Below are 25,841 nucleotides of genomic sequence, written 5' to 3'. Positions count from 1 at the left end.
GCGCGCTTCCCGACACCGAAACCGGACATAGCACCCATGAGAGTCAGCACCAATCAGTTCTACGACAGCAGCATACGCGCCATCAACAGCCAGCAGAGTGCATTGATGCAGGTTTCGCAGCAGCTATCCGCCCAACGCAAGCTGCTGACTCCTTCCGACGACCCGGTGGCGGCCAGCCGCGAGGTAGCCCTGGAGGCAACGCGGCAGGCCAACGAGCAAATGCTGCGTAACCAGGCCGACGCCAAGGGTATGCTCGAAGCGACCGAAAACTACTTGGTCGAGGCCGGCAACACGCTCCAGGCAGCCCTGGCGCGCATCGTGCAGGCGGGTGGCGGTACGCTGAACGAGCAAGACCGGCAATCCATCCTGGCCGACCTGCGGGCGCTGCGCGACCAACTGCTGAGCGTGGCGAACACGCAGGACGAAAACGGCAACTACATCTTCGCCGGCTACAAGCGCGACAACCAGCCCTTCGTGCGGACGGCTGCCGGCGTCGTCTACCAGGGCGATTCCGGCGTGCGCCAAAGCCAGATCGGGCCGAACCGCGTGATCGACATCAGCTTCTCGGGTCATTACCTGTTCGGCGACATCCCCACGGGGCAGAACGGCTTGGAGGTCAAGGCCGATGGAGCCAACACCGGTAGCGCGACGCTGTCTGCCGGCGTGATCAAGGACAGGCAAGCCTGGAACGCGGCCGCGCCCTTCGGGCCTTATACCATCGAGTTCGGCGTCGACGGCGCGTACACGATCACCGACAGGGACGGCGCCGAAGTCGGCACAGGCTTGCTGGGGGATGGGCAGGTCGTGGAGATGGCGGGCATCCAGGTCAGCTTCAACGGCAGGCCCGCGCAAGGAGACCGGATCACCTTCGGGCCGGCGTCGTCGCAGAGCGTTTTCGATACCCTGGACCAGGCGATCGCCGCGCTGGGCTTGCCCGATACCGGCCACGAATCCACGGCGCGCACGAACGCCTTGTACGAAGTGAACCTGAACTTGAATGCCGCCTTGAACCGCCTGCTCGAGGCCCGTTCTTCCATCGGCAGCCGGCTGAACGAAATCGAGGCGGCCACCACCGCAGGCGAGGCGCGCGGCGACCAGGTCACGGAGGAAATATCGCGCGTGGTAGGATCGGATATCGAAACGATGACGGAACTGACGGGCGAGCTGGCCAAGCGCACGTACACGGTGCAGGCTGCGCAACAGACGTATACGCAGATTGCCCGGCTGTCGATATTCAACTACTTGTAGACGCCTAGAGGACGCTGTGGCGTCGGGACGCGAATGCGCCGCCAGCGCTGTTTTCCGTTCAGCTCGGTGACCCCATGCCACAGGAACCATTCAACATCCTCGTCGTCGACGACGAGCCGCTGAATCTCGAGATCATCTCTGAGCTCTTGTCGGACCCCCGTTATCGCCTGCGATGCGTGCAGGACGGCATCCAGGCCTGGGAGGTGCTGCAGGGCTCCGGCGTCGATTTCGACCTGATCGTCCTTGACCGCATGATGCCGGGCATAGACGGCATCGAGCTGCTTGCGCGCATCCGGTCGGATCGCCGTTTCGCCGATATCCCGGTCATCATGCAGACGGCGGTATCGCATCCCTCCGACGTGCTGGAAGGCATACACCGGGGCGCCTACTATTACCTCACCAAGCCGTACGAGCACGACATGCTCATGGCGGTGGTAGGGGCCGCCATCGAGTTTCGCGCCAAGCAGAAAGGATTGCGGCGCCGGCTTTCCGACGTGCATGACGTGTTCGCACACATGCGGCAGGCGTTGTTCGAGTTCGTCTCGTTGGTGGAGGCCCGCCAGCTCGCTTTTTTCCTGGCCAAGCTGTGTCCTGCCCCCGAGGTGGCGGTGATCGGGCTGGCCGAGTTGATGGTCAATGCCGTCGAACACGGCAATCTGGAGATTGGTTTCCAGGAAAAAGGGCGTTTGAGCATGGAGGGCCGCTGGACCGCGGAGATCGAGCGGCGGCTGTCGCTGCCGCCTTACCGGGATCGCGTGGCGACGGTGAGCTTCGAGCGCGGGCCGCAATGGATACGCTTTCGGGTGCGGGACCAGGGCAACGGCTTTGATTGGCGCGAGTACCTGGAGATGTCACCCGACCGGGCGTTCGAGATGCACGGGCGCGGCATTGCGATGGCCAAGGCGTTGACGTTCAAGGACCTGACCTACGAAGACGGTGGGCGCGAGGCGGTGGGGACGATTCCCTTGAACGGATAGATCCGTGCGAGGCATCACAGGGCCTGCCGCAAGCGGGTCCGGCGCCCCGGCAACTCGACGCTGCCGACCTTGGCCAGGCCCCGGGCCCGGTTGCCGCAGGCCCTGATGCCAAGATCTGCCTGCTTTATTCGACGAGCTTGTGCTTGAGCGCGTAGTGCGTCAGCTCCGCGTTGTTCTTGAGCTTCATCTTCTCCAGCAGCCGCGCGCGGTATACCGATACTGTCTTTGGCGAGAGCGACATTTCCTCCGCGATCTGCGTCAGCGTGCGGCCCGAGGCGATCATCACCATGGTCTGGTATTCGCGGTCCGACAACAGCTCGTGAGGCGGGCGCTCGTCGCCCTGGCTGAGGTGCGTGGCCAGCTGCTCGGCCAATTCCGGCGTGATGTATTTCTTGCCGCGCGCAACCGTGCGGATCGCCTCGATGACCATCTCGGGCGGCGAGTTCTTGTGTAGGTAGCCGGCGGCGCCCGCCTTGACGCTGCGCACCGCGTATTGGTCTGCCGGATACATGCTGAGCATCAGCACGGCGATCTTCGGCCAACGCTCGCGCACCTGCTTGAGCCCTTCGAGGCCGCTCTTGCCGGGCATGGAAATGTCCATCAGCACGACGTCCGCCTCGGTCTTGCGCAGCACGTCCAGCAATTCGCCGCAGTCGGCCGCTTCGCCTACCACCGTGATGCCTTCCTCGGCTTGTGCGATCTGGCGCAGGCCGGATCGCACGATGGCATGGTCGTCGGCGAGAACCAGGCGGATCATTCCAGGTCCTCCGGTTCGTGATGGGGATGCTTGCTCCCGTTCGAATTCATGGGTGCTTCCTGAGGATTCAGCGGGATCGAGATCATAAGTGTAGTGCCTCGAAACGGAGGCGTCCCCGTATTGGGCGATCCGCTGATGTCCATCCATCCGCCCAGGTCGTGGACGCGCTCCATCATGCCGCGTAGGCCGAAAGACGTTTGCTTGCGCAGCGCATCCGACGACAGGCCGATGCCGTTGTCCCGGACTTCCAGGCTCAGGGTGTTGTCGTCGGCGAACAAGTCGACGTCGACCTGGGTGGCCTGCGCATGCTTGAAGACGTTGGTCAGCGCTTCCTGGAAGATGCGGAAAATCGCGATCGATCGCTCTAGGTCCAGGGCCAGGTCGTCCTGGTTGGTGTGGACGTTGACGGCGATGCCGGTGCGCTGCGCAAAGTCGCGGGCCTGCCATTCGATCGCCGCCACGATGCCGAAGTCAAGGACGGGCGGGCGCATGGCCCGCGCGATGCGGGAAATCGCTTCTCCCAGCGAGGCGACCATTTGTTCGGCCTGCTCCAGCAACTTGGCCGTGTCTTGTTCCCGCGAGCGACGTCGCGCCAGCGCCAGGTCGGCGCGGATGCGGGTCACCAGCGCGCCCAGGTCGTCGTGGATTTCGCGCGCGATCTCGGCCCGCTCTTTCTCGCGCAGGCGCTCCGTGTGGCGCGACAGCTCCCGCAATTGGCGCTCGGAGCGGCTCAGTTCGGCCTGTGCGTGGGCCAGGTGCGTGACGTCCGACAGGGCGACGACGCAGCCCGACGGGGGAGACCCGCTGAGCGGGCTGGCCGAGACCAGCAGTTCGTGTTTTTCGCCGCGGGTCTCGATGCTGAACGGCAGGCCGCGCACGGCGGTGCCATCGAGTGCCGGCGCGATGAGCGTGAGTAATTTCCAGGTGTCTTCCTGCGAGGGCAGGGCGAAGGGGCGCGACAGCGCCTGCGCTGCGTTCAGGCCGGTGAGGTCCTCGAAGGCCGGGCTCCACATGGTGACGATGCGCTCGCGCGAGATGGCGAACAGGGCCACCGGCGTTGCCGAAAAGATGGCATTGAGCTGGTCGTGCGCCGAGGCCAGCGCGGTTTCCGCGCGCTGGCGTTGGTCCCGGGTCTGGACTTCTCGCAGTCCGCGCTCGAGTGCGGGAGGCAGCCGGCGCAGGTTGTTCTTCATGACGTAATCGTCGGCACCGGCGCGCATCGCTTCGACGGCGCTCTCTTCGCCGATGGCCCCCGACACGATCAGGAAGGGGCCGCGGAAACCGACTTCCTTGGCGACTTTCAGGGCGCGCAGGCCGCTGAACGTGGGCAGGGAATGATCACTGATGATGGCGTCCCATTCGCGCTCGGCGAGCGCCTGGCGCATGGTGGCCTCGGTATCGACGCAGCGGGCGGTGACGTTCAGCCCCGCGTCCACCAGCACTGCACGCATCAGGGTGAAGTCGGCGAGCGAATCTTCGACGAAGAGAATCGCCAGTTGATGGGGGGTGCGTCCGTCCGTTCCCACCCCGGGATAAGCAGTGCCCGGAGCCGTCATGAAAGGAGGCGGGACTCCGATGGAAAAGGAGCTCTGCGCGAGGACTGGGCCGCGATGGAACATGCTTAATGATTTGCAGAGAGTTGCCGTTAATCCATTCAATGATAGCGTGAGGGCCCGCCGCTGCTTCGTCATGCGGCACCCTTAAGGCGCGTTTTTCAGGGCAAACCGTGACCTCCAGACCTTCTCCTCTGGCCATGGCCGACGGCGCACCGGGCATGTCCGATATTCTGGTCGGAACCGAGTTCGCCTTCAGCAACCAGGATTTCGATCGCATACGCACGCTGTTGCGCCAGCATACCGGCATTTCGCTGTCCGACGCCAAGCGCAGCATGGTGTACAGCCGCCTGGCCAGGCGGCTCCGTGCCACGGGGCGTTCATCGTTCAGTGCTTATCTCGAAGGTTTGCGCGCCGGCGCGCCGGAGTGGGAATACTTCGTCAATGCATTAACGACCAACCTCACGTATTTCTATAGGGAAAGCCATCACTTTCCCATTCTTGCCGCGCACCTGAAGCGGCGGGCCGCCGAGAACAACGGACAGCCCCTGCAGGTCTGGTGCGCAGCGGCCTCCAGTGGTGAAGAAGCATGGACGCTCGCCATCACCGCGGCCGAAGCCTTCAGCAGCCTGGCCCCGCCCGTGCGGATCCTCGCCACCGACCTCGATACGCAGGTCTTGTCCCTCGCGCGGCAGGGGGCATACCGCAGCGACCAGCTGGTTCGGGTTCCCGACGAGCAGGTGCGCCGGTATTTTCGTCCCCAAGGCGACGGCCTCTATGGCGTGCGCCCGGAGCTGCGCGCCCTCGTGAGCTTTCGCCAGCAGAACCTGCTCGATCCGGTATGGCGCGTCCGCGGGCCGCTCGACGCGGTGTTTTGCCGCAACGTCCTCATTTATTTCGACCGCCCCACGCAATTGAACGTGATCGAGCGCATGGCGAGCCTGATGCCTCCGGGCGCGCTGCTTTTCGTCGGGCACTCTGAAAGCTTCTCCCAGGGCCAGCACAAATTCCAGCTACAGGGGCGCACGGTGTATGCACGCGTCCGGGACTGAGGGAGCTGGCATGAGCGGTTGTTCCGCGTACGGGTGCGGAGAAGGCGGGCCGGGAGGGCCTGCGCCGACATACGATCACCGGTTGCTGATCGCGATCGGCGCATCGACGGGCGGCACCGAAGCGCTGCGCGAAGTGCTGGGCGGCTTGCCCCCCGGCTTGCCGCCGGTGGTGATCACCCAGCACATGCCGCCGGGCTTTACGCGCAGCTTCGCCGAGCGGCTAGACAAACATTCGCGGCTGCACGTCAAGGAGGCCGAGCACAACGAGCGCTTGTATCCCGGCTGTGCGTACGTCGCACCAGGCCATGCGCATCTGGCCGTACGCTATCTGCCGCTCGTCGGTTATTACGCGAATCTGTCGGAAGGGGAACCGGTGAATCGCCACCGTCCCTCGGTCGAGGTCTTGTTTCTATCGGTGGCGCGGGCCGCCGGGCCAGGGGCGGTGGCGGTGATGCTGACCGGCATGGGTAAGGACGGCGCGCGCGCCATGCTGGCCCTGCGCGAGGCGGGGGGCTATAACCTGGTCCAGGACGAAGCCACCAGCGTGGTGTTCGGCATGCCCCGCGAGGCCATTGCACTTGGCGCGGCCCACGAGGTCGTGCCGCTGTCCCAGGTCGCGCAGCGCTTGCAGGTGGCGGTCGACGTGCGCCACCGCGCGCTGGCGTTGACGCCGTGGTGATGGGCGCGGCCGGCGGCCGTGGGAATGCGGCATCCGGCCGAACCGGATGCCGCAACGCCGGCCTTAGAGCCCCAACACGGCCTGCATGTCGTACAGCCCGGTGGGCTTGTCGGCCAGGTAACGGGCGGCGCGCAGGCTGCCCTCGGCATAGGTGACGCGGCTGGCGGACCGATGCGTGATTTCTATCCGCTCGCCCGGGCCGCAGAAAAATACGGAGTGGTCGCCGACCACGTCGCCGCCGCGGGCGACTGAAAAGCCGATGGTGCCTGGCTTGCGGGCGCCCGTTTCGCCGTGCCGCGCCCATTCCGCGATCTCGGAAAGCGGCTTGTCCCAGGCCTGGGCCACGGTTTCGCCCATTTTCAGGGCCGTTCCGGACGGCGCATCCACCTTGTGCTTGTGGTGGATCTCGAAGACTTCCACGTCGTAATTGTCTTTCAGGATGCGGGCGGCAATGTCCAGGAGCTTGAGCGTGACGTTCACGCCCACGCTCATGTTGGGGGCGAATACGATGCCTACCTTCTGCGATGCGGCTTCGATCGCAGCCTTGCCGGCCGCATCGAAGCCGGTGGTCCCGATCACCATCTTGACGCCGTGGCGCTGGCACGCTTCAAGGTGGGCGAGCGTGGCTTCGGGGCGCGTGAAGTCGATCAGGCAGTCAGCCTCGGCCAGGGCGTCCAGGTTGTCTGTGATCGAGACGTTGCTGGCCTTGCCGAGGAATTCGGCCGCGTCGCGGCCGAGGGCCGGGCTGCCGGCTCGATCCAGCGCGACGGTCAGCTGCAGGTCAGGCGCGGCGAGCACCGTTTCGATCAACATGCGGCCCATGCGGCCGGTGGACCCAGCAATGGCGATACGTAGAGGAGTCATTGGCACTTAGTGTTATCGGGGGGACGTGGCGGATTCATTGGGCGCGGCGGCCGCCGGCGGGTTCGATGCGGGGTCGAGCGCGCCCGGCACAGCCATGCCGCCCGTCGTCAGGGGCGTATGCGTCATGGCACCTTGCTGTGCGGAAGGCGGCGTGGCGTCGCCGTCCGGCCTGGGCCCGGCGGCCTGCTCGGCCTGTTGCGGCGGGGCAGCCGTGTCTAGCGCCTCGCGCGCATCCTTTTGTTGGAAGGGCTGGCGGTTGGGCTGCTCGTCGCCTTCCCAGCGGTCCAGCCGGTCATTGACGAAATAGACGGTAAAGAGACGCTTCTCCGTCTTGCCGTATCCGGGCGTGTACAGATAGGGGTAGTCCCAGCGGTCGGCGTGGAAAATGCTCGTCAGCGTGGGGCTGCCCAATGCGAATCGGACCTGCTCGCGGGTCATGCCCGGACGCAGCAGTTCCACCTGTTCCCGGGTCAGCCAATTGCCTTGCTGGATGTCGGGCCGGTAGGGCTTGATGAAGCCCGGCACATAGTCGTTGATCGTGCTGCATGCGGCCAAGCTCAGCAGCGCGACCGGCGCCAGCCGGCGCAGGACGCCTGCTCGGCCGTAGAGAAGGGAAATCAGGGCGTTTGGCACAGATCCGCACTCGTCTTCATTGGGGAAACCGTTATCATAAAGCTCTCGGGAAGCGCCTGGGCTCTTCGGCGCGTTCCCAACCTTCTCGGGCGGCTGCCAGGACGGAAGGAGCGCTGCGCGCGCACGACCATGCCGGGCCGTGCTGCCGCCGCCCGTCCGCCGAGCGCGCGTGCAGGGAAAGTATTCCGCGTCGCGGTTCGGCGGTCGCTCGCAGGCCGGCAATGGGGCTTCCGCGTCGGAAGGAACCGATACACCGAACCGCTTTCAAAGGGACCATCATGACTGATCAAAGCGAACTCAAGAGTATAGGCCTGAAAGCGACATTTCCCCGGCTGAAGATCCTGGATGTCTTCCGCAAGGCTGAAGTGCGCCACATGAGCGCCGAGGATGTCTATCGCGCGTTGATAGGCGACAGTGTGGAAATCGGACTGGCGACGGTCTATCGCGTGCTGACCCAGTTCGAGCAGGCCGGCCTGCTGGTCCGCAGCCAATTCGACAGCGGCAAGGCGGTGTTCGAGCTGAACGAGGGCGATCACCACGACCACCTAGTGTGCACGAATTGCGGCAAGGTCGAGGAATTCTTCGACCCGGAAATCGAAAAGCGCCAGCAGAAAATCGCGAAAGACCACAATTTCGTGCTGACCGGGCATGCCCTGTCGCTCTACGGCATTTGCCAGAACTGCACCAAGAATCGATAGCCGCCGCACGGGACGGGCTGGATGCCCGCCCGTCAATGGCTTCCTATCATCTCGCGCGCGTGCTTGCGCGTGGTGGCGGTGATTTCTATGCCGCCCAACATGCGGGCGATTTCGTCCACCCGGCCGCTCCGGTCGAGTACGGTGACCGTCGAAACCGCCGTTCCATTTTCCTGGCGTTTGTCCACCCGCAGGTGCGTGTTGCCGCAGGCCGCCACCTGCGGCAAGTGCGTCACGCATAGCACTTGGTGCAGGCTGCCGAGCTCCCGCAGCAGGCGGCCGACCACCTCCGCGACAGCCCCGCCTATGCCGGTGTCCACCTCGTCGAATATCAGGGTCGGCACCCGGGCAGCGCGGCTGGCGATGACCGACAGCGCAAGCGAGATCCGCGCCAGCTCTCCGCCCGAGGCCACTTTGGAGAGGGGGCGCGGCGTCGTGCCGGCATGGCCCGCCACCCGGAATTCGATGGCATCGTTGCCCGCAGGACCCGGGTCCGACGGTTCCACGGCGACTTCGAACTTGCCGCCGCCCATCGCCAGGGCCTGCATGGCCTGTGTCACGGCCTTGCCGAGCGATGCGGCCGCCTTGCGGCGGGCCCGGCTCAGTTTGGCGGCGGCCTCCTCGTAGGCAGCCTTCGCGTTGGCGGCTCTCTTGCGCAGGGCTTCGACGTCTTCGGCGTCTTTCAGCGTGTCGAGTTGCGCCAGCAGCGCGGCATGCTGCGCCGCCAGCTGCTCGGGCTGGAGCCGGAACTTGCGGGCCGTGTCGAACACTGCCTGCAGGCGGGCCTCGACCTCGGCCAGGCGCTGCGGATCGAGTTCGAGCCGGGAGAGATAGCCGTTCAGGTCGGAGACCGCCTCCTGCAGCGCGATGCGGGCCGATTCCAAGGCTTCGGCGACCGGCGCGAGCGCGGCGTCGTGCGTCGCGAGCTGGGCGATGCGCTGGGCCGCGGCGGCCAGGCGGGAATGGGCGGAATCGTCGTCTTCATCGAGCGCCGCGATGGCCTGGCTGGCGCCGTCTATCAGGGCCTGGGCATGGGCCAGCCGCTTGTGTTCGGCCTGGAGTTCGTCCCATTCACCGGGCTTGAGCGCCAGGCGGCCCAGTTCGTCCGCCTGCCACTGCAGGCGCTCGCGCTCCTGGGCCAGCATGGCGGCGTTCCGCTCGACTTCCTCCAGCTTGCGTTCCAGTTCGCGCCAGGCTTTCCAGGCCTCGGCCACCGCGCGGCGCATGTCGCCGTGCCCGCCGTGGTCGTCGAGCATGTCGCGCTGGAAATGCGGCTTGAGCAGGCTCTGGTGGGCGTGCTGGCCGTGGATGTCGACCAGCCGCTCGCCCAACTCGCGCAACTGGGTGAGGGTGGCAGGCACGCCGTTGATGTAGCCCCGGCTGCGGCCCTGGGCGTCGACCACGCGGCGTAGCACCAGGCTTTCGGTATCCAGCTCGCGCTCGGCCAGCCAGTCGCGCAGCGATGCGGGTACGTCGAATACCGCGCTGACTTCGGCGCGGCTCGCGCCTTCCCGCAGCACCGAGGCGTCGGCCCGTTCGCCCAGGGCCAGGGCCAGGGCGTCGATCAGGATGGATTTGCCCGCGCCAGTCTCGCCAGAAAAAACGGTGAAGCCCGGGCCGAATTCGACTTCGGTGTGGTCGACGATCACGAAATCGCTGATGTGCAGGGCGCGCAGCATACGGATGAAGCCGGAAGAGGGACGGGGCAGGGTTAGTCGATTGCAGTGCCCGAGATCTGGTTCCAGTGCAGCTTGCGCCGCAAGGTGGAAAAATAACTGTATCCGGCCGGATGCAGGAAGCGGATCGTATGTTCGGCGCGTCTCACCAGGACGCGATCGCCTTCCTGGAGCGAGGACCAGCTTTGCATGTCGAAGTGGACGCTCGCGCTTTCGTCCCGGCCGCCCGGGGAGCGCGTCAGCGTGATTTCGATGGTGCAGTCGTCCGGGATGGCGATGGGCCGGTTCGAGAGGGCCTGCGGGGCCACCGGCACCAGCACCAGCCCGCGCAGGGCCGGGTGCAGGATGGGGCCGTTGGCCGAGAGCGCGTAGGCCGTCGAGCCGGTGGGCGTGGCGATGATGAGCCCGTCGGCGCGCTGCTTCGACATATATAGGCCGTCGACCTGCACCGTGACTTCCACCATGCCGCCCAGCCCGGCCCGGCTCAGGACCACGTCGTTCAGCGCCAATGCCGAGACCAGCGTGGTATCGCCGCGGATCACGCTGGAGGCGAGCAGGGTGCGGGTCTCGGATTCGTATTCGCCGTTCAGCATGCCTGCCACGGCGGTACAGGCGTCTTCGAGCGGGATGTCGGTGATGAAGCCGAGCCGGCCATGGTTGATGCCTACGACGGGCACGTCCCAGGGCGCCAGCTGGCGCGCCACGCCGAGCATGGTGCCGTCCCCGCCCATGACAATGGCGAGCGAGGCGCGCTGCCCGATCTCTTCCACGGTTGCGGCAGGATATTCATCGACGCCGATGTTGGCAGCGGTGTCTTTTTCGAACAAGACCTCGCGGCCGGCCTCGCGCAGCATCTGCGCGACGGCGCGCAGCGGGGCGGCAATGCCGGTGTCGTGATATTTGCCAACCAGGGCGACGATGGGAAAATGCATGCGTCCATTATATGGGCGGAAGAATGCGGCATTGAACAAAATCCGTCCCGTTCCGGCCGTTTCGACGGGGACGGCGCACACCCTACGGGGTAAAATAGGCTTATGGACGATCGCGCACGTGCGTTGTTGAAAGCTCTCATCGAGCGTTACATTAGTGACGGACAGCCTGTCGGCTCGCGTACGCTTTCCAAGGTCTTCGACCTCTCTCCGGCCACCATCCGCAACGTGATGGCCGACCTCGAAGAGCATGGCTTGATCCACAGCCCGCACACGTCGGCCGGGCGGGTGCCCACGCCGCGCGGCTACCGCATGTTCGTGGATTCGCTGCTTACCGTGCAGCCGTACGAGGTGTCGGAGGCGTCCCATATCCAGAACATGCTGCCTTCGGCGGAACCGCAGCGCGTCATCGCGGCGGCCGCCTCGCTGCTGTCCAACCTCACGCATTTCGCCGGCGTGGTCATGGCACCCAAGCGCAGCCAAGTCTTCCGCCAGATCGAATTCATCCGGCTTTCGGAGCGGCGCGTCCTGCTGATCATCGTGACGCCCGAAGGCGACGTGCAGAACCGCATCCTGTCGGTGCAGCGCGATTACTCGTCGTCGGAGCTCACTGAGGCCGCTAATTTCTTCAACCAGCATTTCAGCGGCAAGTCCTTCGACGACGCCCGGCAATTGCTGCAGAAAGAGCTGAGCCGGCTGCGGGTCGACATCTCCAAGCTCATGGCGCAGGCGGTGGATGCCAGCGTCGAGGCGGCAAGCGAAAACGAAGGCGTGGTGATTTCCGGCGAGCTGAACCTGCTTGGCGTCTCGGACCTGGCCTCCGACATGGACAAGCTGCGCAAGATGTTCGAGCTCTTCGAGAAAAAGACGGACCTCATGCAGCTTTTCGACATGTCCAGCCGCGCCCAGGGGGTGCAGATCTACATCGGCGGGGATTCCCAGCTGGTGCCGATGGAAGAAGTCAGCATCATTACCGCCCCCTACGGCGTGGACGGCAAGGTCGTCGGGACGGTAGGGGTGATCGGCCCGACGCGAATGTCGTATGAGCGCGTCATTCCCATCGTCGACATTACGGCCCGCCTGTTGTCGAACGCCTTGAGCCATTGCTAACCCTCGCCTGCGCGACACACCGGAAAGCCTTTCATGCGCTTCCTTCCCGAGCCCTCGGCGCCAGCCGGCCACCCTACCCGTACCGGCTTGCTCCTGGTCAACCTGGGCTCGCCGGACGCGCCCGCCCCGGCCGCGGTGCGCCGCTACCTGGCCGAATTCCTCTCGGATCCGCGCGTGGTCGAACTCCCGCGCTTCCTCTGGCTGCCCATCCTGTACGGCATCGTCCTGACCTTGCGCCCCCGGGAGGCGGCACGGCGCTATGCCTCGATATGGATGCCCGAAGGCTCTCCGCTAATGGTGTGGAGCCGGCGCCAGGGCGAGCGGCTGCGGGGCGAGCTCTCGGGCCGGGGCCTGGACGTGGAGGTGGCGCTTGCCATGCGCTACGGGATTCCGTCGCTGGCCGACGGCATCGGCGCCCTGCGTGCCGCGGGGTGCGAGCGCATCCTCGTACTGCCGCTTTATCCGCAATATGCGGCCAGCACCACGGCTGCGGTCGTCGACGGGGTGGGCGCGCGCCTTGCCTGCCTGCGCAACGTGCCCGAAATCCGCTACGTGCGGGACTTCCATGACGATCCCGGCTACATCGGCGCCATGGCCTCCCGCATCCGCGAATTTTGGGAACGGGAGGGGCGGGGGCAGAAGCTGGTGTTGAGTTTCCATGGCGTGCCCAAGCGCTGCGCGGAGCTCGGAGACCCTTACCACGACCAGTGCCTGCGCACCGGCCGCCTGCTGGCCGAGGAGCTGGGGCTGGCCGCCGGGGAGGCAGAGGTGACGTTCCAGAGCCGCTTCGGCGCCGCCGAATGGCTGCAGCCGTATACCGAACCCAGGCTCAAGGAGTTGGCCCAGGCCGGCGTGGCCGACGTGGACGTGTTCTGCCCGGGCTTCGTCGCCGACTGCATCGAAACCTTGGAAGAGATCGCGGTGCAGGCCAAAGAGGCTTTCGTCGCCGCCGGCGGACGCCAGCTCCGCTACATTCCCGCCCTGAACGACTTCGGTCCCTGGGTCGCTGCCCTGGCCGACCTGGCGGAACGGCACCTGCAGGGTTGGGTGGGGCGAAGGCCCGGGCGGCCTCTTGACCGTGCAATGCATGCACAGGATGGAAATGGAAGAACTACGAATCGATAAGTGGCTTTGGGCGGCCCGGTTTTATAAGACCCGGTCGCTCGCCCAGGCGGCCGTCGAGGCGGGGCAGGTCAAAGTGGGCGGGGATCGGGTCAAGCCGTCCCGGTCCGTGCGGCCCGGGGACATCCTGCAGATCCGCGCGGGCGAGCAGGACTGGGAAGTCCTGGTGCGGGGCTTGTCTGCGCAGCGGGGGCCGGCGGTATTCGCCCGCACGCTCTACGACGAGACGCCGCAAGGGCTCAAGCGCCGGCTCGAAGCGCTGGAGCTGCGCAAGCAGAATGTCGATCCGTCCGCCCACATCAAGGGCCGCCCCACCAAGCACGACCGGCGCCAGCTCGAAAAACTCAAATCCTTTTCGGCGCACTGAGCGGGAGCCGCCACGTTTGCGCGCGGGGCAGGAGGGCTACCGCGCGGGCGGGGTATTTTCGCTTGAGGGTATATTCCCCCTCTTGAAATAGGGGCGTTCATCCCCACCTTGCGCATAGTATCTCAACAAGTCCCTGATTTAATTGGTTTTTTATGGAGGCATCAATGTCGGCTGAGCAAAAGCCTGGCGACCAACCCATTCCGGAACCGGATCAGCCCGTGACGGATGCTGCGACGCAGCAAACCCAAGACCCGGTCCAGGAGCCCGCGCAGGAGGATCCGGTCGCCGAGCTGCAAGCCCAATTGGCCGCTGCCCAGGCGCAGGCCAAGGAGCATTACGATGCCATGCTGCGGGCGGTGGCCGAGGCCGACAACGTGCGGCGTCGCGCCCAGGAGGAAGTGGCCAAGGCGCAGAAGTTCGGCATCGAGTCCTTTGCCGAGAGCCTGCTGCCGGTCAGGGACAGTCTGGAGGCCGCGCTGGCCCAGGAAAACCAGTCCCTGGAGTCCCTGCGCGAAGGCGTGGAAGTGACGCTCAAGCAGCTGACCGGCGCGTTCGAGCGCAACAAGCTGATGGAGATCGCTCCCGTCCCCGGGGACAAATTCAACCCCCATCACCATCAGGCCATCGCCTCGGTGCCGTCGGATGAGCCGGCCAATACCATCGTCCAGACGCTGCAAAAGGGTTACATGATCGTGGATCGGGTGCTGCGCCCGGCGTTGGTGACGGTCGCTGCGCCGAAGTGAGGTATGCGGGTCCGCCGCGATTGAACGATGTCATCGCAGGCATTGAAATCACGAAGAATCCCCCAATTTATTCACCAGTCAAGAAAATTCTCCGATTTTCAGGAATAGGATCATGGGCAAAATCATAGGCATCGACCTGGGTACCACCAACAGCTGCGTGGCAGTCATGGAAGGTACGCAGGTCAAGATCATCGAGAACGCCGAAGGCGCCCGCACCACTCCCTCCATCGTCGCCTACATGGAAGATGGCGAGATCCTCGTGGGCGCGCCGGCCAAGCGCCAGGCGGTCACCAACCCCAAGAACACGCTGTACGCGGTCAAGCGCTTGATCGGTCGCCGGTTCGAAGAAGACGAGGTGCAGAAGGACATCCACCTGATGCCTTACTCCATCGTCAAGGCCGACAACGGCGACGCCTGGGTGCAAGTGCGCGACAAGAAGCTGGCGCCGCCCCAGGTCTCGGCCGAAGTGCTGCGCAAGATGAAGAAGACCGCCGAGGATTATCTGGGCGAGGAAGTGACCGAGGCCGTGATCACGGTTCCGGCCTACTTCAACGACAGCCAGCGCCAGGCGACCAAGGATGCCGGCCGCATCGCGGGCTTGGAGGTCAAGCGCATCATCAACGAGCCGACCGCGGCTGCGCTCGCATTCGGCCTGGACAAGACCGACAAGGGCGACCGCAAGATTGCCGTGTATGACCTGGGCGGCGGTACGTTCGACATTTCGATCATTGAAATCGCGGACGTCGACGGCGAAAAGCAGTTCGAGGTGTTGTCCACCAACGGCGACACTTTCCTGGGCGGCGAAGACTTCGACCAGGTGCTGATCAACTACATCATCGCCGAGTTCAAGAAAGAGCAAGGCACGGACCTCTCGAAGGACGTCCTGGCCCTGCAGCGCCTGAAGGAAGCCGCGGAAAAGGCCAAGATCGAGCTGTCCTCGTCCTCGCAGACCGAGATCAACCTGCCGTACATCACGGCCGACGCCTCCGGTCCCAAGCACCTGAACATGAAGATCACTCGCGCCAAGCTGGAAGCGCTGGTCGAGGACCTGATCGAACGTACGATCGAGCCCTGCCGCATCGCCATCAAGGACGCCGGCATCAAGGTCTCGGATATCGATGACGTCATCCTGGTCGGCGGCATGACGCGCATGCCCAAGGTGCAGGAGAAGGTCAAGGAGTTCTTCGGCCGCGAGCCGCGCAAGGATGTGAACCCGGATGAAGCCGTCGCCGCTGGCGCCGCCATCCAGGGGTCGGTGCTCGCCGGCGATCGCAAGGACGTGCTGTTGCTGGACGTGACGCCTCTGTCGCTGGGCATCGAGACCCTGGGCGGCGTCATGACCAAGATGATCAAGAAGAACACCACGATCCCGACCAAGTACACCCAGGTCTTCTCCACCGCCGAGGACAACCAGCCCGCGGTGACCATCAAGGTGTACCAGGGTGAGCGCGAGATCGCCTCGGCCAACAAGGCGCTGGGCGAATTCAACCTCGAAGGCATTCCGCCCGCGCCGCGTGGCGTGCCGCAGATCGAGGTCACGTTCGACATCGACGCCAACGGCATCTTGCACGTGTCCGCCCGCGACAAGGGTACGGGCAAGGAGAACAAGATCACGATCAAGGCCAACTCCGGCCTGACCGAAGCCGAAGTCGAGCGCATGATCCGCGACGCCGAGGCCAACGCCGACGAGGACCGCCGGGTCGCCGAGCTCGCGCAGTCGCGCAACCAGGCCGACGCGCTGGTCCACGCCACCCGCAAGTCGCTGTCCGAGTACGGCGACAAGCTCGATGCTTCCGAGAAGGAAGCCATCGAGGCCGCGATCAAGGACCTCGAAGGCGTCTTGAAAGACGGCGACAAGGCCACGATCGATGCCAAGGTCGAAGCGCTGTCCAAGGCCTCGCAGAAGCTGGGCGAGAAGATGTATGCCGACATGCAGGCCCAGGCACAGGCGGCCGGCGCGGCCTCCGGCGAGAATGCCGGCGGCGCCAAGGCCGACGACAACGTGGTCGATGCCGACTTCAAGGAAGTCAAGCGCGACGACAAATAATCCGCCGGCCCGGGGCAGCCTACAATGAGGGCCGCCCCGTTCGGGCCCAGCGTCTCCCGCACGGCGCCGCAAGGCGCAGTGCGGGGTTTTGGGTAGGCCCCCTCCGTTCGCCGGAGCCGCTCCTGGAAGGCTTCGACGGGCAGAGGGGGCCTACCCAAACCAGAGTCAATAGCAACGCAGCTATTCGCCTAAGAGATCACGGCCTCCCGCAGGCCACTTGAAAGACCATCATGTCCACCAAACGCGACTTGTACGAAGTCCTCGGCGTATCCCGCACCGCTTCCGAGGAAGAGATCAAGAAGGCCTACCGCAAGCTGGCCATGAAATACCATCCGGACCGCAATCCGGACTCCAAGGAAGCGGAAGAGAAGTTCAAAGAGGTCAAATACGCCTACGAGATTCTTTCCGACTCTGACAAGCGCGATGCCTACGACCGTTATGGCCACGCCGGCGTCGATGCCGCCGCGGCGGGAGGCATGGGCGGCGGGGCAGGTAGTTTCGCCGACGCGTTTGGCGATATCTTTGGCGAGATCTTCGGCGCCGGGCGCCAGCGCGGCCCCCAGATGTACCGCGGCGCGGACCTCAAATACAGCATGGAAATCACGCTGGAACAGGCGGCTGCGGGGTTCGAGACCGAAATCCGCGTTCCCAGCTGGGACAACTGCGACACTTGCCATGGCAGCGGGGCCAAGCCGGGCACGCATCCCAAGAGCTGCCACACCTGCGGCGGCACCGGGGCGGTGCGCATGCAGCAGGGGTTCTTCAGCGTGCAGCAGACCTGCCCCACGTGCCACGGCACGGGCAAGGTCATTCCCGAGCCCTGCACGACGTGCGACGGGGTGGGCAAGGTGCGGCGCAATAAGACGCTGCAGGTGAAGATTCCGGCCGGGATCGATGACGGCATGCGCATCCGGTCCGCCGGCAATGGCGAGCCGGGCGTCAACGGCGGTCCTCCGGGCGACCTCTACGTCGAGATCCACATCAAGCCGCACCCCATCTTCCAGCGCGATGGCGACGACCTGCACTGCGAGCTGACGATTCCCTTCACCACTGCCGCGCTCGGCGGGGAGCTGGAGGTGCCCACGCTTGGCGGGCGCGGCCAGATCACCATTCCTGAAGGCACGCAGTCGGGCAAGGTGTTCCGCCTGCGGGGCAAGGGCATCCGGGGCGTGCGTTCCAGCTATCCTGGCGATCTCTACTGCCACGTGGTGCTGGAAACCCCGGTGCGCCTGAACGAGAAGCAGAAGCAGCTACTGCGCGAGTTCGAGGCCTCGCTCAACGAGGGCGGCGACAAGCACTCGCCCCAGAGCAAGTCCTGGACGGACCGGGTGAAGGAATTCTTCAGCTGACCCTGGCCCGTCCCGGCGCCAGCCTGAATCAGTCGGTACTGATTTTCGCGGCCTCGATCAGCGGGCCGTAGGATTGCTGCTCACTCTTGATGCGGTCGCGGACCGCTTCAGGCGTGGATGCGGCCGCTTCTTGCCCCAGCGCGTTCAGGGCCTGCTGGGCTTCGGGGGTGGATAGCCAGGCCCGCACTTCGGCGCCCAGTTTTTCGATGATCGAGTCCGGGGTACCTGCCGGGGCGTAGAGGGCGAACCAGGTTTCCAGCTCGTAGCCGGGGAAGCCGAGTTCGGCCAGCGTCGGCACGTCCGGGTACATGCTGGATCGCGTCAGCGAAGTGGCAGCCAGGACCTTGATCCGGCCCGACTTGCCGAAACCGCCCAGCGTTGCCTGGTCCAGCATCGCCAGGGGCGTGCGGCCCGACACGACATCCCCGATGGCCGGGGCGAACCCCTTGTATGGAACGTGGTTGAGCTGGACCTTGGCTCGCTGTGCCAGCAGTTCCATGCCCAGGTGCGCAGAACCGCCGATGGCATTCGACGCATAGGACAGGGCGCCGGGCTTGGCGCGCGCGAGCGCGAGGACCTCGTCGAGGGTGTTGACGCCCAGTTCCGCCGAGACACACAGAAGATACGGCCCCTTGGACAGAATGCTGATGGGCGCGAAGTCGGCCAGCGGGTCGTAGGGCACTTTCTTGCTGGTCAGCGGAATCAGCGACATGGTGGAGCCGCCCGTCATCAGCAAGGTATAGCCGTCCGGAGCGGCCCGCGCCACGGCCTGGGCCGCGATGACCGTATTGCCTCCGGCGCGCGATTCGACCAGGACCGGTTGCCCGAAGCTTTTTTCCAGCCGCTGGGCCAGCAGCCGGGAAACGCCGTCCGCGCCTCCTCCCGGCGCGTAGGGGATGATGATGCGTATCGGTTTATCGGGATAGGCATGGGCAGCCCCGGTGAAGAACGCGAGCGCTGCGACCAGGCGGACGACGAGTTTCGGGCAACGGCGGAACATCGTGTGTCTCCTCGCGCGGTTCAAGCCGCGCCATGTGTTATGGGTGGGGACGGATTGCAACGATCAGGTTCGATACGACGGGTCTTTGCGGTCCAGCATGCGCAGCAGGGCCGGCCATTCGAGGTTCCCCAAGGGGCTCATCGTCCCGTCCGAGCGCAGCGTCCCGGGCGGGCGAAAGCCGGCGGCTGAAATTTTTTCGGCCAACGCCGTGCCCGGCTGCACCAGCTCCTGGCCGCTCGCGAGGGCATCGACCTGGGCCTGCATGGCCATCTCCAGGTGCCACATCATCGCGAATGCCTGGCCGATGGTTTCCCCGGCAATGAGCGTGCCGTGATTGCGTAGGATCATGACCGGCTTGTCGCCCAGGTCGGCGGCCAGCCGCTCGCGTTCGGCGAGCTGGTTCGCGAAGCCCTCGCTGTCGTGATAGGCCACTTTCCCGTGGAACAGCATGGCGTGCTGGGTGAGCGGAAGCAGCCCGCATTTCATGGTCGAGACAGCCATGCCGGCCCGGGTGTGGGCGTGGATCACGCAGCGGGCGTCGGGGCGCGCCGCATGGATGGCACTGTGGATGACGAAGCCCGCGCGATGGATCCGGTGCGGGGTGGGTTCGATGACGTTGCCGTCGATGTCGATCTTGACGAGGTTGGAGGCGCAGACCTCGTCAAACATCAATCCGAACGGGTTGAGCAAGAAGTGTTCTTCCTCGCCCGGCACGCGGGCGGAGATATGCGTATAGATGAGGTCGGTCCAGCCGTAGTGCGCATGCAGGCGATAGCACGCGGCCAGGTCGATGCGGGTTTGCCATTCCTCGTCGCTCCACGCGGGGTTGCGGGTGGTACTACTGTGGTCGTTCGACATAGATTCCCGAGCTTGATGGATAAAGAGGGGTCAAGCGAGGGAGTCTGGGGTAGAGTATGCTCGCCGCGCCGCCCTTCTTCCTGTATTGAAGACCCGGCTCGGGCCGAAGCCAATCAAAAGATTTTGATTGAACCTTGAGAAAACATTGAATGAGCATCGAAACCCAGTTGAGCCTGCGGCAACTGCGTGCCTTCGTTGCCGTGTACCGGCTCGGCAAACTCACGACGGCCGCTGACCGGCTCTCGGTCACGGAGTCAGCCGTCAGCACCATGCTTCGGCAAATGGAGTCCACGCTCAACTTGCGCCTGTTCGACCGGACCTCGCGTTCGCTGGTGCCGACGCAGGCGGCGCAGGAAATCATTGCGACGGCGGAGCGGATCCTGGGCGACGTGGCCTGGCTCGGGGCGAGGACGCGGGACTTGGGCGAGTGCCGGACCGGGCGCGTTCATGTGGCGGTTACCGCGACCGTGGGCAGTGTCTTGATGCCCGGCGTGGTGCGGCGCTTCCGGGAGGACTTTCCCGGCGTCCAATTGGTCTTGGACGACTGCGCGCCGGACCAGTTTCTGTCCCGGGTGTCATCCGAGGCCGTGGATTTCGGAATCGGCACCCTCGAGCGCGAGGAGCCTCTCCTGGCGTCTAGGCTGTTGCTGCGCGATCACCTATGCCTGGTGTGCGCCACGGACCATCCGTTCGCCCGCCGGCGCCAGGTCCGGTGGCGCGAGCTCTCGGCACAGCCGGTGATCGCGGTACGCCCCGGGCTGGCGTACGGCATTCGCCGCCAGATGGAGGCCGCGGCGGCCGAAGCCGGCGTGACCTTGAACGTGGTGCACGAGGTCAACTTTCTTTCCTCGGCATTCTGGATGACCGCTAGTGGCCTGGGGGTTTCGATGTGGGCGTCCGCGCTGGCGTCCCGCATGCCCTATGGGAATTTGACCCGTTGCCGGCTGGTGGGCCCGCGCGTACCCATCGATTTCTCAGCCGTGTACAAGCGCGACCGCAGCTTGTCACCCGCGGCAGAGGCTTTCCTCGGCACGGTGCGCGAGGAGTTCGCGGGCATGAAGCTCCTGTAGCGCGGCGCCGGGGCCGGGATGCGGGCCCCGGCCCGGCGCTTCCTGCTATTTGAACGTGCCCGCCACTGCCGTGCTGAAGGCTTCAGGCTTGAAATACTTGCGCAGCGCGGCGTTGACGTCCGCCGCCGTGAGCGCCTGCAGCTTGCGGTCCGATTCGGCGGCGAAAGCGAAGGTGCGGCCGAGTTCCAGGTAGTCGGACCAGGCCGCCACCAGGCGCCGGTCCTGAGCCCGCGCCAAATGCCGCAGGTTCATCAGCGACGCGATGCCATCCCGGACTTCCTCCTCGCTGAAACCCTCGCGCAGCACGCGTTCGACTTCCTCCTTGACGGCCGCCTCCAGGCGCGCCCGGTTGCTCGGCGCGTAGATGGCGTACATGGTCCAACTGCCGGAAGGCTCGTACGACGAGGCCGACACTTGGCTGCGCACGTTGTAGGACAGGCCTTCCCGCTCCCGCACGCGCATCCACAGGCGGGAGGTTTCCGAGCTGCCTAGCAGGTAATTGGCCAGGATCACGGCGGGGTAGTCCGGGTCAGTGTCCTGGAGCGGGATCGGAAGCGTGGACATATAGAAGGCGTTGGCCTTGTCCGGCAGCGAAATGTCGAAGCGCTCGGCCGGCGGTGCATGGAAAGGATGCGGCACGCGGGTGTAGGCGGGCGCCCGTTTCCAGCCCGCCAAGCCCCGGGTCAGTGCCTGTTCCACGACCTCGGGGTCGAAATCCCCGACCGCGGCCAGGCGAATGTGCCCCGCTCCGTAGAAGCGCTCGTGGAAGCGGACCAACGCGTCGCGGGTCAGCGCTTTGTAGGCGGCCTCCTGTTCGTCGAAGCTGGGCGTGTAGCGCAGGTCATCTGCCGGCCAGGGATTGTTGTGGCGCGCGAGCGCCTGTTGCGCGACGGCCGTGGGTTCCTGGCGCGCGCTTTCCACCGCCGCCAGTCCGCGCCGCCGGTATTCGTCCAGCTGGTCTTCCGGGAAGTTGGCGTTGCGCAGGATGTCCAGCACCAGCTCCAGCGTGGCGGGCAGGTTGTCGCGCGTGGTGGAAATGTCGACCACCACGCCCGTGCCGCCCGCGGCAAACCCGACGTCCGCGCGCAGGGCGTCGAAGCGGTCCTGGATTTGCTGGCGAGTCATCGTGGCCGTGCCGTTGTCGAGCAAGGCGCCCACGGCGCGGGCGATTTCGCGTTGGCCGCGCAGGGATTCCGCGTCGCCAAACCGTAGCGCCAGCCGTGCATGCACGAGGCGGCCGCGCGTGGATTTGGGCAGCAGCGCCAGCTTGACCGGCCCGTTGGGCAGCTCTAGGGTCTTGAGCTGCGTGCGTGCGTCGATGTTGGCCGGCGTCGCATCAAAGGCTTCGGCCTGGACGAAATCGGTGTCGCCTTTGTAGTCCTTGAGCTCGGCCTGCAGGTCCAGCGGCTTAGGCGCCGGCGCGCGTTGCGGGTTGTCGGTCGGGATGTAGGTGCCGAGCGTGCGGTTGGACTGGAGTAGGTAACTCTCGGCCACGCGCTGCACGTCGGCCAGCTTGACCGCGCGGACCCGGTCGCGGGTCAGGAAGAACAGCCGCCAGTCGCCCTGGGCGATGCTCTCGGACAGCGACACGCCCACCTTCTGCGGGTCGCTGTAAGCCATGTCCCAGTCCTTGAGCCAGCGGGTCCGGGCCCGCTCCAGTTCTTCTTCCGTGATGGGCTGCGACTTGATGGTCTCGATTGTCTCGAGCATCTTCGAGCGGGCGGCGTCGATGTCGGCGCCCGGCGGCAGCTGCGCGCCCAGCATGATGACGCCTGGGTCGTGCATGCCGAAGGTGAAGCCAAAGGTCGATGCCGCCAGCTTGGTTTCGACCAGCGCCTTGTACAGGCGGCCGGAGGGCGCGTCGCCCAGGATGCCGGCCAGCAGGTCCATGGCAGCGTAATCGGGCGCGCCGCCTTGCGGCGTGTGGTACATGGCCGCGACCATGGGCGAGCCGCCCGCCCGGCGCAGCGTGACGCTGCGTTCGCCGTCCTGCACCGGCTCTTCAGTGTAGAGGCGGGGTAGGGTGCGCTCGGGCTTGGGAATCTTGCCAAACGTGTCGGCGATGACGGCCAGGGTCTTGGCGACGTCGAACCGGCCCGAGACGATCAACACCGCGTTGTCAGGCTGGTAGTAGGTGCGGTAGAAGGCCTGCAACCGGCCGATGTCGACGTTTTCCACGTCCGAACGTGCGCCTATCGTCGTCTTGCCATAGTTGTGCCACTGATAGGCCGATGCCAGCATCTTGCTCATCAGGACGCGGAAAGGATTGTTCTCGCCGCTTTCCATCTCGTTGCGCACGACCGTCATCTCGGAGTCGAGGTCCTCGCGCGCGATGAGGGAGTTGACCATGGCGTCCGCCTGCCATTTCAGGTACCACTCGAGGTTGTCCTCATTGGCGGCGAAGCTGGCGAAATAGTTCGTGCGGTCGGTCCAGGTGCTGCCGTTGGCCTGCAGTCCGCGCCGCGAAAACTCGGCCAGCGCGTTGCGCATGGAGGGCGTGCCCTTGAACAGCATGTGTTCGAGTAGGTGGGCCATGCCCGTTTCGCCGTAGTTTTCGTGGCGCGACCCGACTAGATACGTCATGTTGACCGTGGTGGTCGGCTTGGACTGGTCGGGGGCGAGCAGGACCCGCAACCCGTTGGAGAGGCGGAACTCGCTGATACCTTCGACCGAGGTGACCTTTTGGACGCCGGCCGGCAGGGAGTCTGCGTCGGCGTGGGCGGCGGTGACTGCCGGCGGCAGCAACGCGCTCAAGGACAGCGCGACGCAGGCGAGGGACCGGCCCAGGCCGCCGGATCGGAAAGCGGTAAGCGATGATGGCATAGGTTGAGTCGACCGTTCAGGAAATGGTTGGAGTGACGAACCGCGACGATGTTCCCGCCGCGCGCCCCGGAACCGGGATTACTTGGAGAGCAGGCGCATGGCCTGCTCCAGGCCGCTCAGCGTGACCGGATACATGCGTCCCTGCATCAGCCTGCGGATGATATCCACGGACTGCCGGTAGGGCCATAGCCCCTCGGGCTCAGGGTTCAACCAGGCAAAGCGAGGGAAGGCGGCGACCATGCGCTGCAGCCAGACCGCACCGGCCTCGTCGTTGTGATACTCGACCGAGCCTCCCGGCTGCAGGATTTCATAGGGGCTCATGGTGGCGTCGCCGACGAAGATCAGCCGCCAGTCAGGGTTGTACTTGCGCAGGAGATCCCACGTATGGGTGCGTTCGGCATGGCGCCGGCGGTTGCTTTTCCACACCCAGTCGTACAGGCAGTTGTGGAAGTAATAGACTTCCAGGTTCTTGAATTCGCTGCGGGCAGCCGAAAACAGTTCTTCGATGCGCTGGACGTGGACGTCCATGGTGCCGCCCACGTCCAGCATCATCAGTACCTTCACGGTATTGTGGCGTTCCGGGACCATGCGCAGGTCCAGGTGCCCCGCATTGCGGGCGGTGCTGCGTATCGTGTCGTCCAGGTCCAGCTCGTAATCGGCGCCCTCGCGGGCAAAGCGCCGCAGTCGGCGCAGCGCCACCTTGATGTTGCGCGTGCCCAGTTCCACCTGGTCGTCGTAATCGCGGAAGTCGCGCATTTCCCAAGCCTTGACGGCGCTGCGGTTGCCGGCGCTTTCGTTGCCGATGCGCAGGCCCTCCGGGTGATACCCGCCACTGCCGAAGGGGGAAGTACCGCCGGTTCCTATCCACTTGTTGCCGCCTTCGTGCCGGTCTTGTTGCTCTTCCAGCCGTTGGCGGAACAATTCCATCAGCTTGTCCCACCCCAGCTTTTCGATGGCGGCCTTTTCTTCCGGCGAGAGCTCCCGCATGAGGCGCTGGACCAGCCATTCCGCCGGAATCTCCTTGCCCGGCGGAAAGGCCGCTTCGACGTCCTTGTAATAGCTGGCGAATGCCCGGTCATAGCGGTCGAACAGGCTCTCGTCCTTGATGAGCGTCATCCGGGCCAGCAGGTAGAACTCATCCACCGAGGGCGAGATCACTCGGCGCGACAGCGCTTCGAGCAGCGTCAGGTATTCCTTGATGGACACCGGCAGCTGGAATTTGCGCAGATGGTAGAAGAAGTCGATCAGCATGATGGTCCGTGTGCCAGGCGAGAGACTTGCCGTCCGAGGCGCGGGGGCTTCTCCCGGGCGGTGCGCCGCCCGGCGGGAGCGGTTACCGTCGCGCCATCAGCACGAGCCGTTCAAACAGGTGCACGTCCTGCTCGTTCTTCAGCAGTGCGCCATGCAGCGGCGGGATGGCGGCATTACGGTCGCCGCTGCGCAGCGCTTCAGGCGGAATATCCTCGGCCAGCAGCACCTTGAGCCAATCCAGCAGTTCGGAAGTGGAGGGCTTCTTCTTCAGCCCCGGCGTTTCCCGCAGTTGGAAAAAGCTGTCGAGCGCCGCGGAGAGCAATTCCTTCTTCAGGTCCGGGTAGTGGACCTTGACGATCCGCTCCATGGTCGCCTTGTCCGGGAACCGGATGTAATGGAAGAAGCAGCGCCGCAGAAACGCGTCGGGCAGGTCCTTCTCATTGTTGGAGGTGATGATGACCAGCGGCCGGTGTATGGCGCGCACCGTTTCCCGCGTCTCGTAGACGTGGAATTCCATGCGGTCGAGTTCGCGCAGCAGGTCGTTCGGGAACTCGATGTCGGCCTTGTCGATTTCGTCGATCAGCAGCACGACGGGTTCGGGCGAAGCAAATGCCTGCCACAGCACGCCGCGCACGATGTAGTTGCGGATGTCGCGCACTTTTTCGTCGCCCAGCTGCGAATCGCGCAGGCGCGAGACCGCGTCGTATTCATAAAGCCCCTGGTGCGCCTTGGTGGTGGACTTGATGTGCCATTGCAGCAGTGGCCTGTCCAGCGCCTTGGCCACTTCCTCGGCCAGCATGGTCTTGCCGGTACCGGGCTCTCCCTTGATCAGGAGAGGTCGTTCCAGCGTCAGGGCGGCGTTGACGGCAAGCGTCAGGTCGTCGGTGGCGACGTAGGTGTCCGTGCCCGCGAAGCGGGCGGGAGAAGGCTGAGCGGTCTGGGACATGGTCGAACTGGCATGGGGGCCACGGGGGCGAAGCACCCAGTATAGGGACTGTCACTTATACACAACTCCGAGCCCACGACACGGAGCTACAG

Annotated in this window: 22 protein-coding genes and 1 pseudogene; 12 read left to right on the top strand and 11 right to left on the bottom strand. The window is 65.2% G+C overall.

The window, feature by feature from the left end; translation table 11 throughout:
* Window positions 1-36 precede the first annotated feature (36 nt).
* Together flgL and IRZ12_RS00770 are read left to right on the top strand one after the other, a co-directional pair.
* A complete protein-coding gene (flgL, locus tag IRZ12_RS00775) occupies window positions 37-1,248 on the top strand; it encodes a flagellar hook-associated protein FlgL (protein WP_296463076.1) in 1,212 nt (403 codons plus the stop codon).
* Window positions 1,249-1,322: 74 nt separating this feature from the next.
* On the top strand, window positions 1,323-2,225 hold the full coding sequence (locus tag IRZ12_RS00770; protein ID WP_296463074.1) for a response regulator: 903 nt from the start codon (window positions 1,323-1,325) through the stop codon (window positions 2,223-2,225).
* 124 nt (window positions 2,226-2,349) lie between these two features.
* Here the strand turns inward: IRZ12_RS00770 and IRZ12_RS00765 are convergent, their stop codons facing one another.
* Together IRZ12_RS00765 and IRZ12_RS00760 are read right to left on the bottom strand one after the other, a co-directional pair.
* Window positions 2,350-2,982, bottom strand: coding sequence for a response regulator transcription factor (locus IRZ12_RS00765; RefSeq protein WP_296463072.1), 633 nt, complete (start codon window positions 2,980-2,982; stop codon window positions 2,350-2,352).
* Window positions 2,979-4,538, bottom strand: a complete 1,560-nt coding sequence (locus IRZ12_RS00760) for a response regulator (protein ID WP_296463070.1) — start codon at window positions 4,536-4,538, stop codon at window positions 2,979-2,981. The genes IRZ12_RS00765 and IRZ12_RS00760 overlap by 4 nt, the downstream gene beginning before the upstream one ends.
* Window positions 4,539-4,756: 218 nt before the next feature.
* Between IRZ12_RS00760 and IRZ12_RS00755 the strand changes: the two genes are divergently transcribed.
* Both IRZ12_RS00755 and IRZ12_RS00750 read left to right on the top strand, forming a co-directional pair.
* Window positions 4,757-5,587 carry a protein-glutamate O-methyltransferase CheR gene (locus tag IRZ12_RS00755; protein ID WP_296463068.1) on the top strand — a complete coding sequence of 277 codons (831 nt, stop codon included), beginning with the start codon at window positions 4,757-4,759 and terminating at the stop codon, window positions 5,585-5,587.
* Between the two features lie 85 nt (window positions 5,588-5,672).
* A pseudogene (locus IRZ12_RS00750) lies at window positions 5,673-6,266 on the top strand (CheB methylesterase domain-containing protein); the annotation flags it as partial.
* 63 nt (window positions 6,267-6,329) lie between these two features.
* On the opposite strand, the gene dapB reads toward IRZ12_RS00750, so the two are convergent.
* A complete protein-coding gene (gene dapB / locus IRZ12_RS00745) occupies window positions 6,330-7,130 on the bottom strand; it encodes a 4-hydroxy-tetrahydrodipicolinate reductase (protein WP_296463066.1) in 801 nt (266 codons plus the stop codon).
* Between the two features lie 12 nt (window positions 7,131-7,142).
* Window positions 7,143-7,709 (bottom strand): outer membrane protein assembly factor BamE, encoded by a 567-nt coding sequence (locus tag IRZ12_RS00740; protein ID WP_296463109.1) that lies wholly within the window; start codon window positions 7,707-7,709, stop codon window positions 7,143-7,145.
* Between the two features lie 332 nt (window positions 7,710-8,041).
* Here IRZ12_RS00740 and fur point away from each other — a divergent pair, with 332 nt between their 5' ends.
* Entirely contained in the window at window positions 8,042-8,461 is a 420-nt protein-coding gene (gene fur, locus IRZ12_RS00735; RefSeq protein WP_296463063.1) for a ferric iron uptake transcriptional regulator, read from the top strand.
* Window positions 8,462-8,493: 32 nt separating this feature from the next.
* Here the strand turns inward: fur and recN are convergent, their stop codons facing one another.
* Together recN and IRZ12_RS00725 are read right to left on the bottom strand one after the other, a co-directional pair.
* Window positions 8,494-10,137 (bottom strand): DNA repair protein RecN, encoded by a 1,644-nt coding sequence (gene recN / locus IRZ12_RS00730; RefSeq protein ID WP_296463056.1) that lies wholly within the window; start codon window positions 10,135-10,137, stop codon window positions 8,494-8,496.
* 32 nt (window positions 10,138-10,169) lie between these two features.
* Window positions 10,170-11,066, bottom strand: a complete 897-nt coding sequence (locus IRZ12_RS00725) for an NAD kinase (protein ID WP_296463053.1) — start codon at window positions 11,064-11,066, stop codon at window positions 10,170-10,172.
* Window positions 11,067-11,168: 102 nt separating this feature from the next.
* Between IRZ12_RS00725 and hrcA the strand changes: the two genes are divergently transcribed.
* From hrcA to dnaJ, 6 genes are all read left to right on the top strand, one after another.
* Window positions 11,169-12,173: a heat-inducible transcriptional repressor HrcA gene (hrcA, locus tag IRZ12_RS00720; protein WP_296463049.1), complete on the top strand. Its 1,005-nt coding sequence runs from the start codon at window positions 11,169-11,171 to the stop codon at window positions 12,171-12,173.
* A gap of 33 nt (window positions 12,174-12,206) precedes the next feature.
* Complete coding sequence (gene hemH, locus IRZ12_RS00715; RefSeq protein WP_296463046.1) at window positions 12,207-13,298, top strand: ferrochelatase; 1,092 nt, start codon at window positions 12,207-12,209, stop codon at window positions 13,296-13,298.
* A complete protein-coding gene (locus tag IRZ12_RS00710) occupies window positions 13,276-13,662 on the top strand; it encodes an RNA-binding S4 domain-containing protein (RefSeq protein ID WP_367181567.1) in 387 nt (128 codons plus the stop codon). Before hemH ends, IRZ12_RS00710 begins: the two co-directional genes overlap by 23 nt.
* A 164-nt stretch (window positions 13,663-13,826) precedes the next feature.
* Window positions 13,827-14,405, top strand: coding sequence for a nucleotide exchange factor GrpE (gene grpE / locus IRZ12_RS00705; RefSeq protein WP_296463038.1), 579 nt, complete (start codon window positions 13,827-13,829; stop codon window positions 14,403-14,405).
* Window positions 14,406-14,517: 112 nt separating this feature from the next.
* Window positions 14,518-16,452 carry a molecular chaperone DnaK gene (dnaK, locus tag IRZ12_RS00700; protein ID WP_296463033.1) on the top strand — a complete coding sequence of 645 codons (1,935 nt, stop codon included), beginning with the start codon at window positions 14,518-14,520 and terminating at the stop codon, window positions 16,450-16,452.
* Window positions 16,453-16,682: 230 nt separating this feature from the next.
* Window positions 16,683-17,801 carry a molecular chaperone DnaJ gene (gene dnaJ / locus IRZ12_RS00695; RefSeq protein WP_296463031.1) on the top strand — a complete coding sequence of 373 codons (1,119 nt, stop codon included), beginning with the start codon at window positions 16,683-16,685 and terminating at the stop codon, window positions 17,799-17,801.
* A gap of 28 nt (window positions 17,802-17,829) precedes the next feature.
* On the opposite strand, the gene IRZ12_RS00690 is transcribed toward dnaJ, so the two are convergent.
* Together IRZ12_RS00690 and IRZ12_RS00685 are read right to left on the bottom strand one after the other, a co-directional pair.
* Window positions 17,830-18,801 (bottom strand): tripartite tricarboxylate transporter substrate binding protein, encoded by a 972-nt coding sequence (locus IRZ12_RS00690; protein WP_296463029.1) that lies wholly within the window; start codon window positions 18,799-18,801, stop codon window positions 17,830-17,832.
* 63 nt (window positions 18,802-18,864) lie between these two features.
* The gene (locus IRZ12_RS00685; RefSeq protein ID WP_296463027.1) at window positions 18,865-19,659 is read right to left on the bottom strand and encodes a class II aldolase/adducin family protein; all 795 of its coding nucleotides are present in this window, start codon (window positions 19,657-19,659) and stop codon (window positions 18,865-18,867) included.
* 149 nt (window positions 19,660-19,808) lie between these two features.
* Here IRZ12_RS00685 and IRZ12_RS00680 point away from each other — a divergent pair, with 149 nt between their 5' ends.
* Window positions 19,809-20,729 (top strand): LysR family transcriptional regulator, encoded by a 921-nt coding sequence (locus tag IRZ12_RS00680; protein ID WP_296463024.1) that lies wholly within the window; start codon window positions 19,809-19,811, stop codon window positions 20,727-20,729.
* Window positions 20,730-20,774: 45 nt separating this feature from the next.
* Here IRZ12_RS00680 and IRZ12_RS00675 read toward each other — a convergent pair whose 3' ends face one another.
* The 3 genes from IRZ12_RS00675 to IRZ12_RS00665 all read right to left on the bottom strand — a co-directional run bounded on the left by IRZ12_RS00675 (window position 20,775) and on the right by IRZ12_RS00665 (window position 25,749).
* Entirely contained in the window at window positions 20,775-23,552 is a 2,778-nt protein-coding gene (locus IRZ12_RS00675) for a pitrilysin family protein (RefSeq protein WP_296463022.1), read from the bottom strand.
* Window positions 23,553-23,630: 78 nt separating this feature from the next.
* A complete protein-coding gene (locus tag IRZ12_RS00670) occupies window positions 23,631-24,803 on the bottom strand; it encodes a hypothetical protein (RefSeq protein ID WP_296463020.1) in 1,173 nt (390 codons plus the stop codon).
* A gap of 82 nt (window positions 24,804-24,885) precedes the next feature.
* The gene (locus IRZ12_RS00665) at window positions 24,886-25,749 is read right to left on the bottom strand and encodes a MoxR family ATPase (RefSeq protein WP_296463016.1); all 864 of its coding nucleotides are present in this window, start codon (window positions 25,747-25,749) and stop codon (window positions 24,886-24,888) included.
* Window positions 25,750-25,841: the final 92 nt, after the last annotated feature.

It is taken from the genome of Pigmentiphaga sp., from assembly GCF_019689535.1.
Lineage (GTDB): Bacteria > Pseudomonadota > Gammaproteobacteria > Burkholderiales > Burkholderiaceae_B > Pigmentiphaga.
Note: the sequence above shows the minus strand (reverse complement) of the source record. Positions and strands in the feature narration are given on the sequence as shown.

What these genes read in the sequence shown, in the direction of transcription:
- dnaJ (WP_296463031.1), top strand. Translation starts at nt 16,683, where the DNA reads ATGTCCACCAAACGCGACTTGTACGAAGTCCTCGGCGTATCCCGCACC.
- grpE (WP_296463038.1), top strand. Translation starts at nt 13,827, where the DNA reads ATGTCGGCTGAGCAAAAGCCTGGCGACCAACCCATTCCGGAACCGGAT.
- IRZ12_RS00755 (WP_296463068.1), top strand. Translation starts at nt 4,757, where the DNA reads ATGTCCGATATTCTGGTCGGAACCGAGTTCGCCTTCAGCAACCAGGAT.
- IRZ12_RS00685 (WP_296463027.1), bottom strand. Translation starts at nt 19,659, where the DNA reads ATGTCGAACGACCACAGTAGTACCACCCGCAACCCCGCGTGGAGCGAC.
- dapB (WP_296463066.1), bottom strand. Translation starts at nt 7,130, where the DNA reads ATGACTCCTCTACGTATCGCCATTGCTGGGTCCACCGGCCGCATGGGC.
- recN (WP_296463056.1), bottom strand. Translation starts at nt 10,137, where the DNA reads ATGCTGCGCGCCCTGCACATCAGCGATTTCGTGATCGTCGACCACACC.
- hrcA (WP_296463049.1), top strand. Translation starts at nt 11,169, where the DNA reads ATGGACGATCGCGCACGTGCGTTGTTGAAAGCTCTCATCGAGCGTTAC.
- IRZ12_RS00725 (WP_296463053.1), bottom strand. Translation starts at nt 11,066, where the DNA reads ATGCATTTTCCCATCGTCGCCCTGGTTGGCAAATATCACGACACCGGC.
- IRZ12_RS00760 (WP_296463070.1), bottom strand. Translation starts at nt 4,538, where the DNA reads ATGACGGCTCCGGGCACTGCTTATCCCGGGGTGGGAACGGACGGACGC.
- IRZ12_RS00680 (WP_296463024.1), top strand. Translation starts at nt 19,809, where the DNA reads ATGAGCATCGAAACCCAGTTGAGCCTGCGGCAACTGCGTGCCTTCGTT.
- IRZ12_RS00670 (WP_296463020.1), bottom strand. Translation starts at nt 24,803, where the DNA reads ATGCTGATCGACTTCTTCTACCATCTGCGCAAATTCCAGCTGCCGGTG.
- IRZ12_RS00690 (WP_296463029.1), bottom strand. Translation starts at nt 18,801, where the DNA reads ATGTTCCGCCGTTGCCCGAAACTCGTCGTCCGCCTGGTCGCAGCGCTC.
- fur (WP_296463063.1), top strand. Translation starts at nt 8,042, where the DNA reads ATGACTGATCAAAGCGAACTCAAGAGTATAGGCCTGAAAGCGACATTT.
- flgL (WP_296463076.1), top strand. Translation starts at nt 37, where the DNA reads ATGAGAGTCAGCACCAATCAGTTCTACGACAGCAGCATACGCGCCATC.
- hemH (WP_296463046.1), top strand. Translation starts at nt 12,207, where the DNA reads ATGCGCTTCCTTCCCGAGCCCTCGGCGCCAGCCGGCCACCCTACCCGT.
- IRZ12_RS00665 (WP_296463016.1), bottom strand. Translation starts at nt 25,749, where the DNA reads ATGTCCCAGACCGCTCAGCCTTCTCCCGCCCGCTTCGCGGGCACGGAC.
- IRZ12_RS00675 (WP_296463022.1), bottom strand. Translation starts at nt 23,552, where the DNA reads ATGCCATCATCGCTTACCGCTTTCCGATCCGGCGGCCTGGGCCGGTCC.
- IRZ12_RS00710 (WP_367181567.1), top strand. Translation starts at nt 13,276, where the DNA reads ATGGAAGAACTACGAATCGATAAGTGGCTTTGGGCGGCCCGGTTTTAT.
- dnaK (WP_296463033.1), top strand. Translation starts at nt 14,518, where the DNA reads ATGGGCAAAATCATAGGCATCGACCTGGGTACCACCAACAGCTGCGTG.
- IRZ12_RS00765 (WP_296463072.1), bottom strand. Translation starts at nt 2,982, where the DNA reads ATGATCCGCCTGGTTCTCGCCGACGACCATGCCATCGTGCGATCCGGC.
- IRZ12_RS00770 (WP_296463074.1), top strand. Translation starts at nt 1,323, where the DNA reads ATGCCACAGGAACCATTCAACATCCTCGTCGTCGACGACGAGCCGCTG.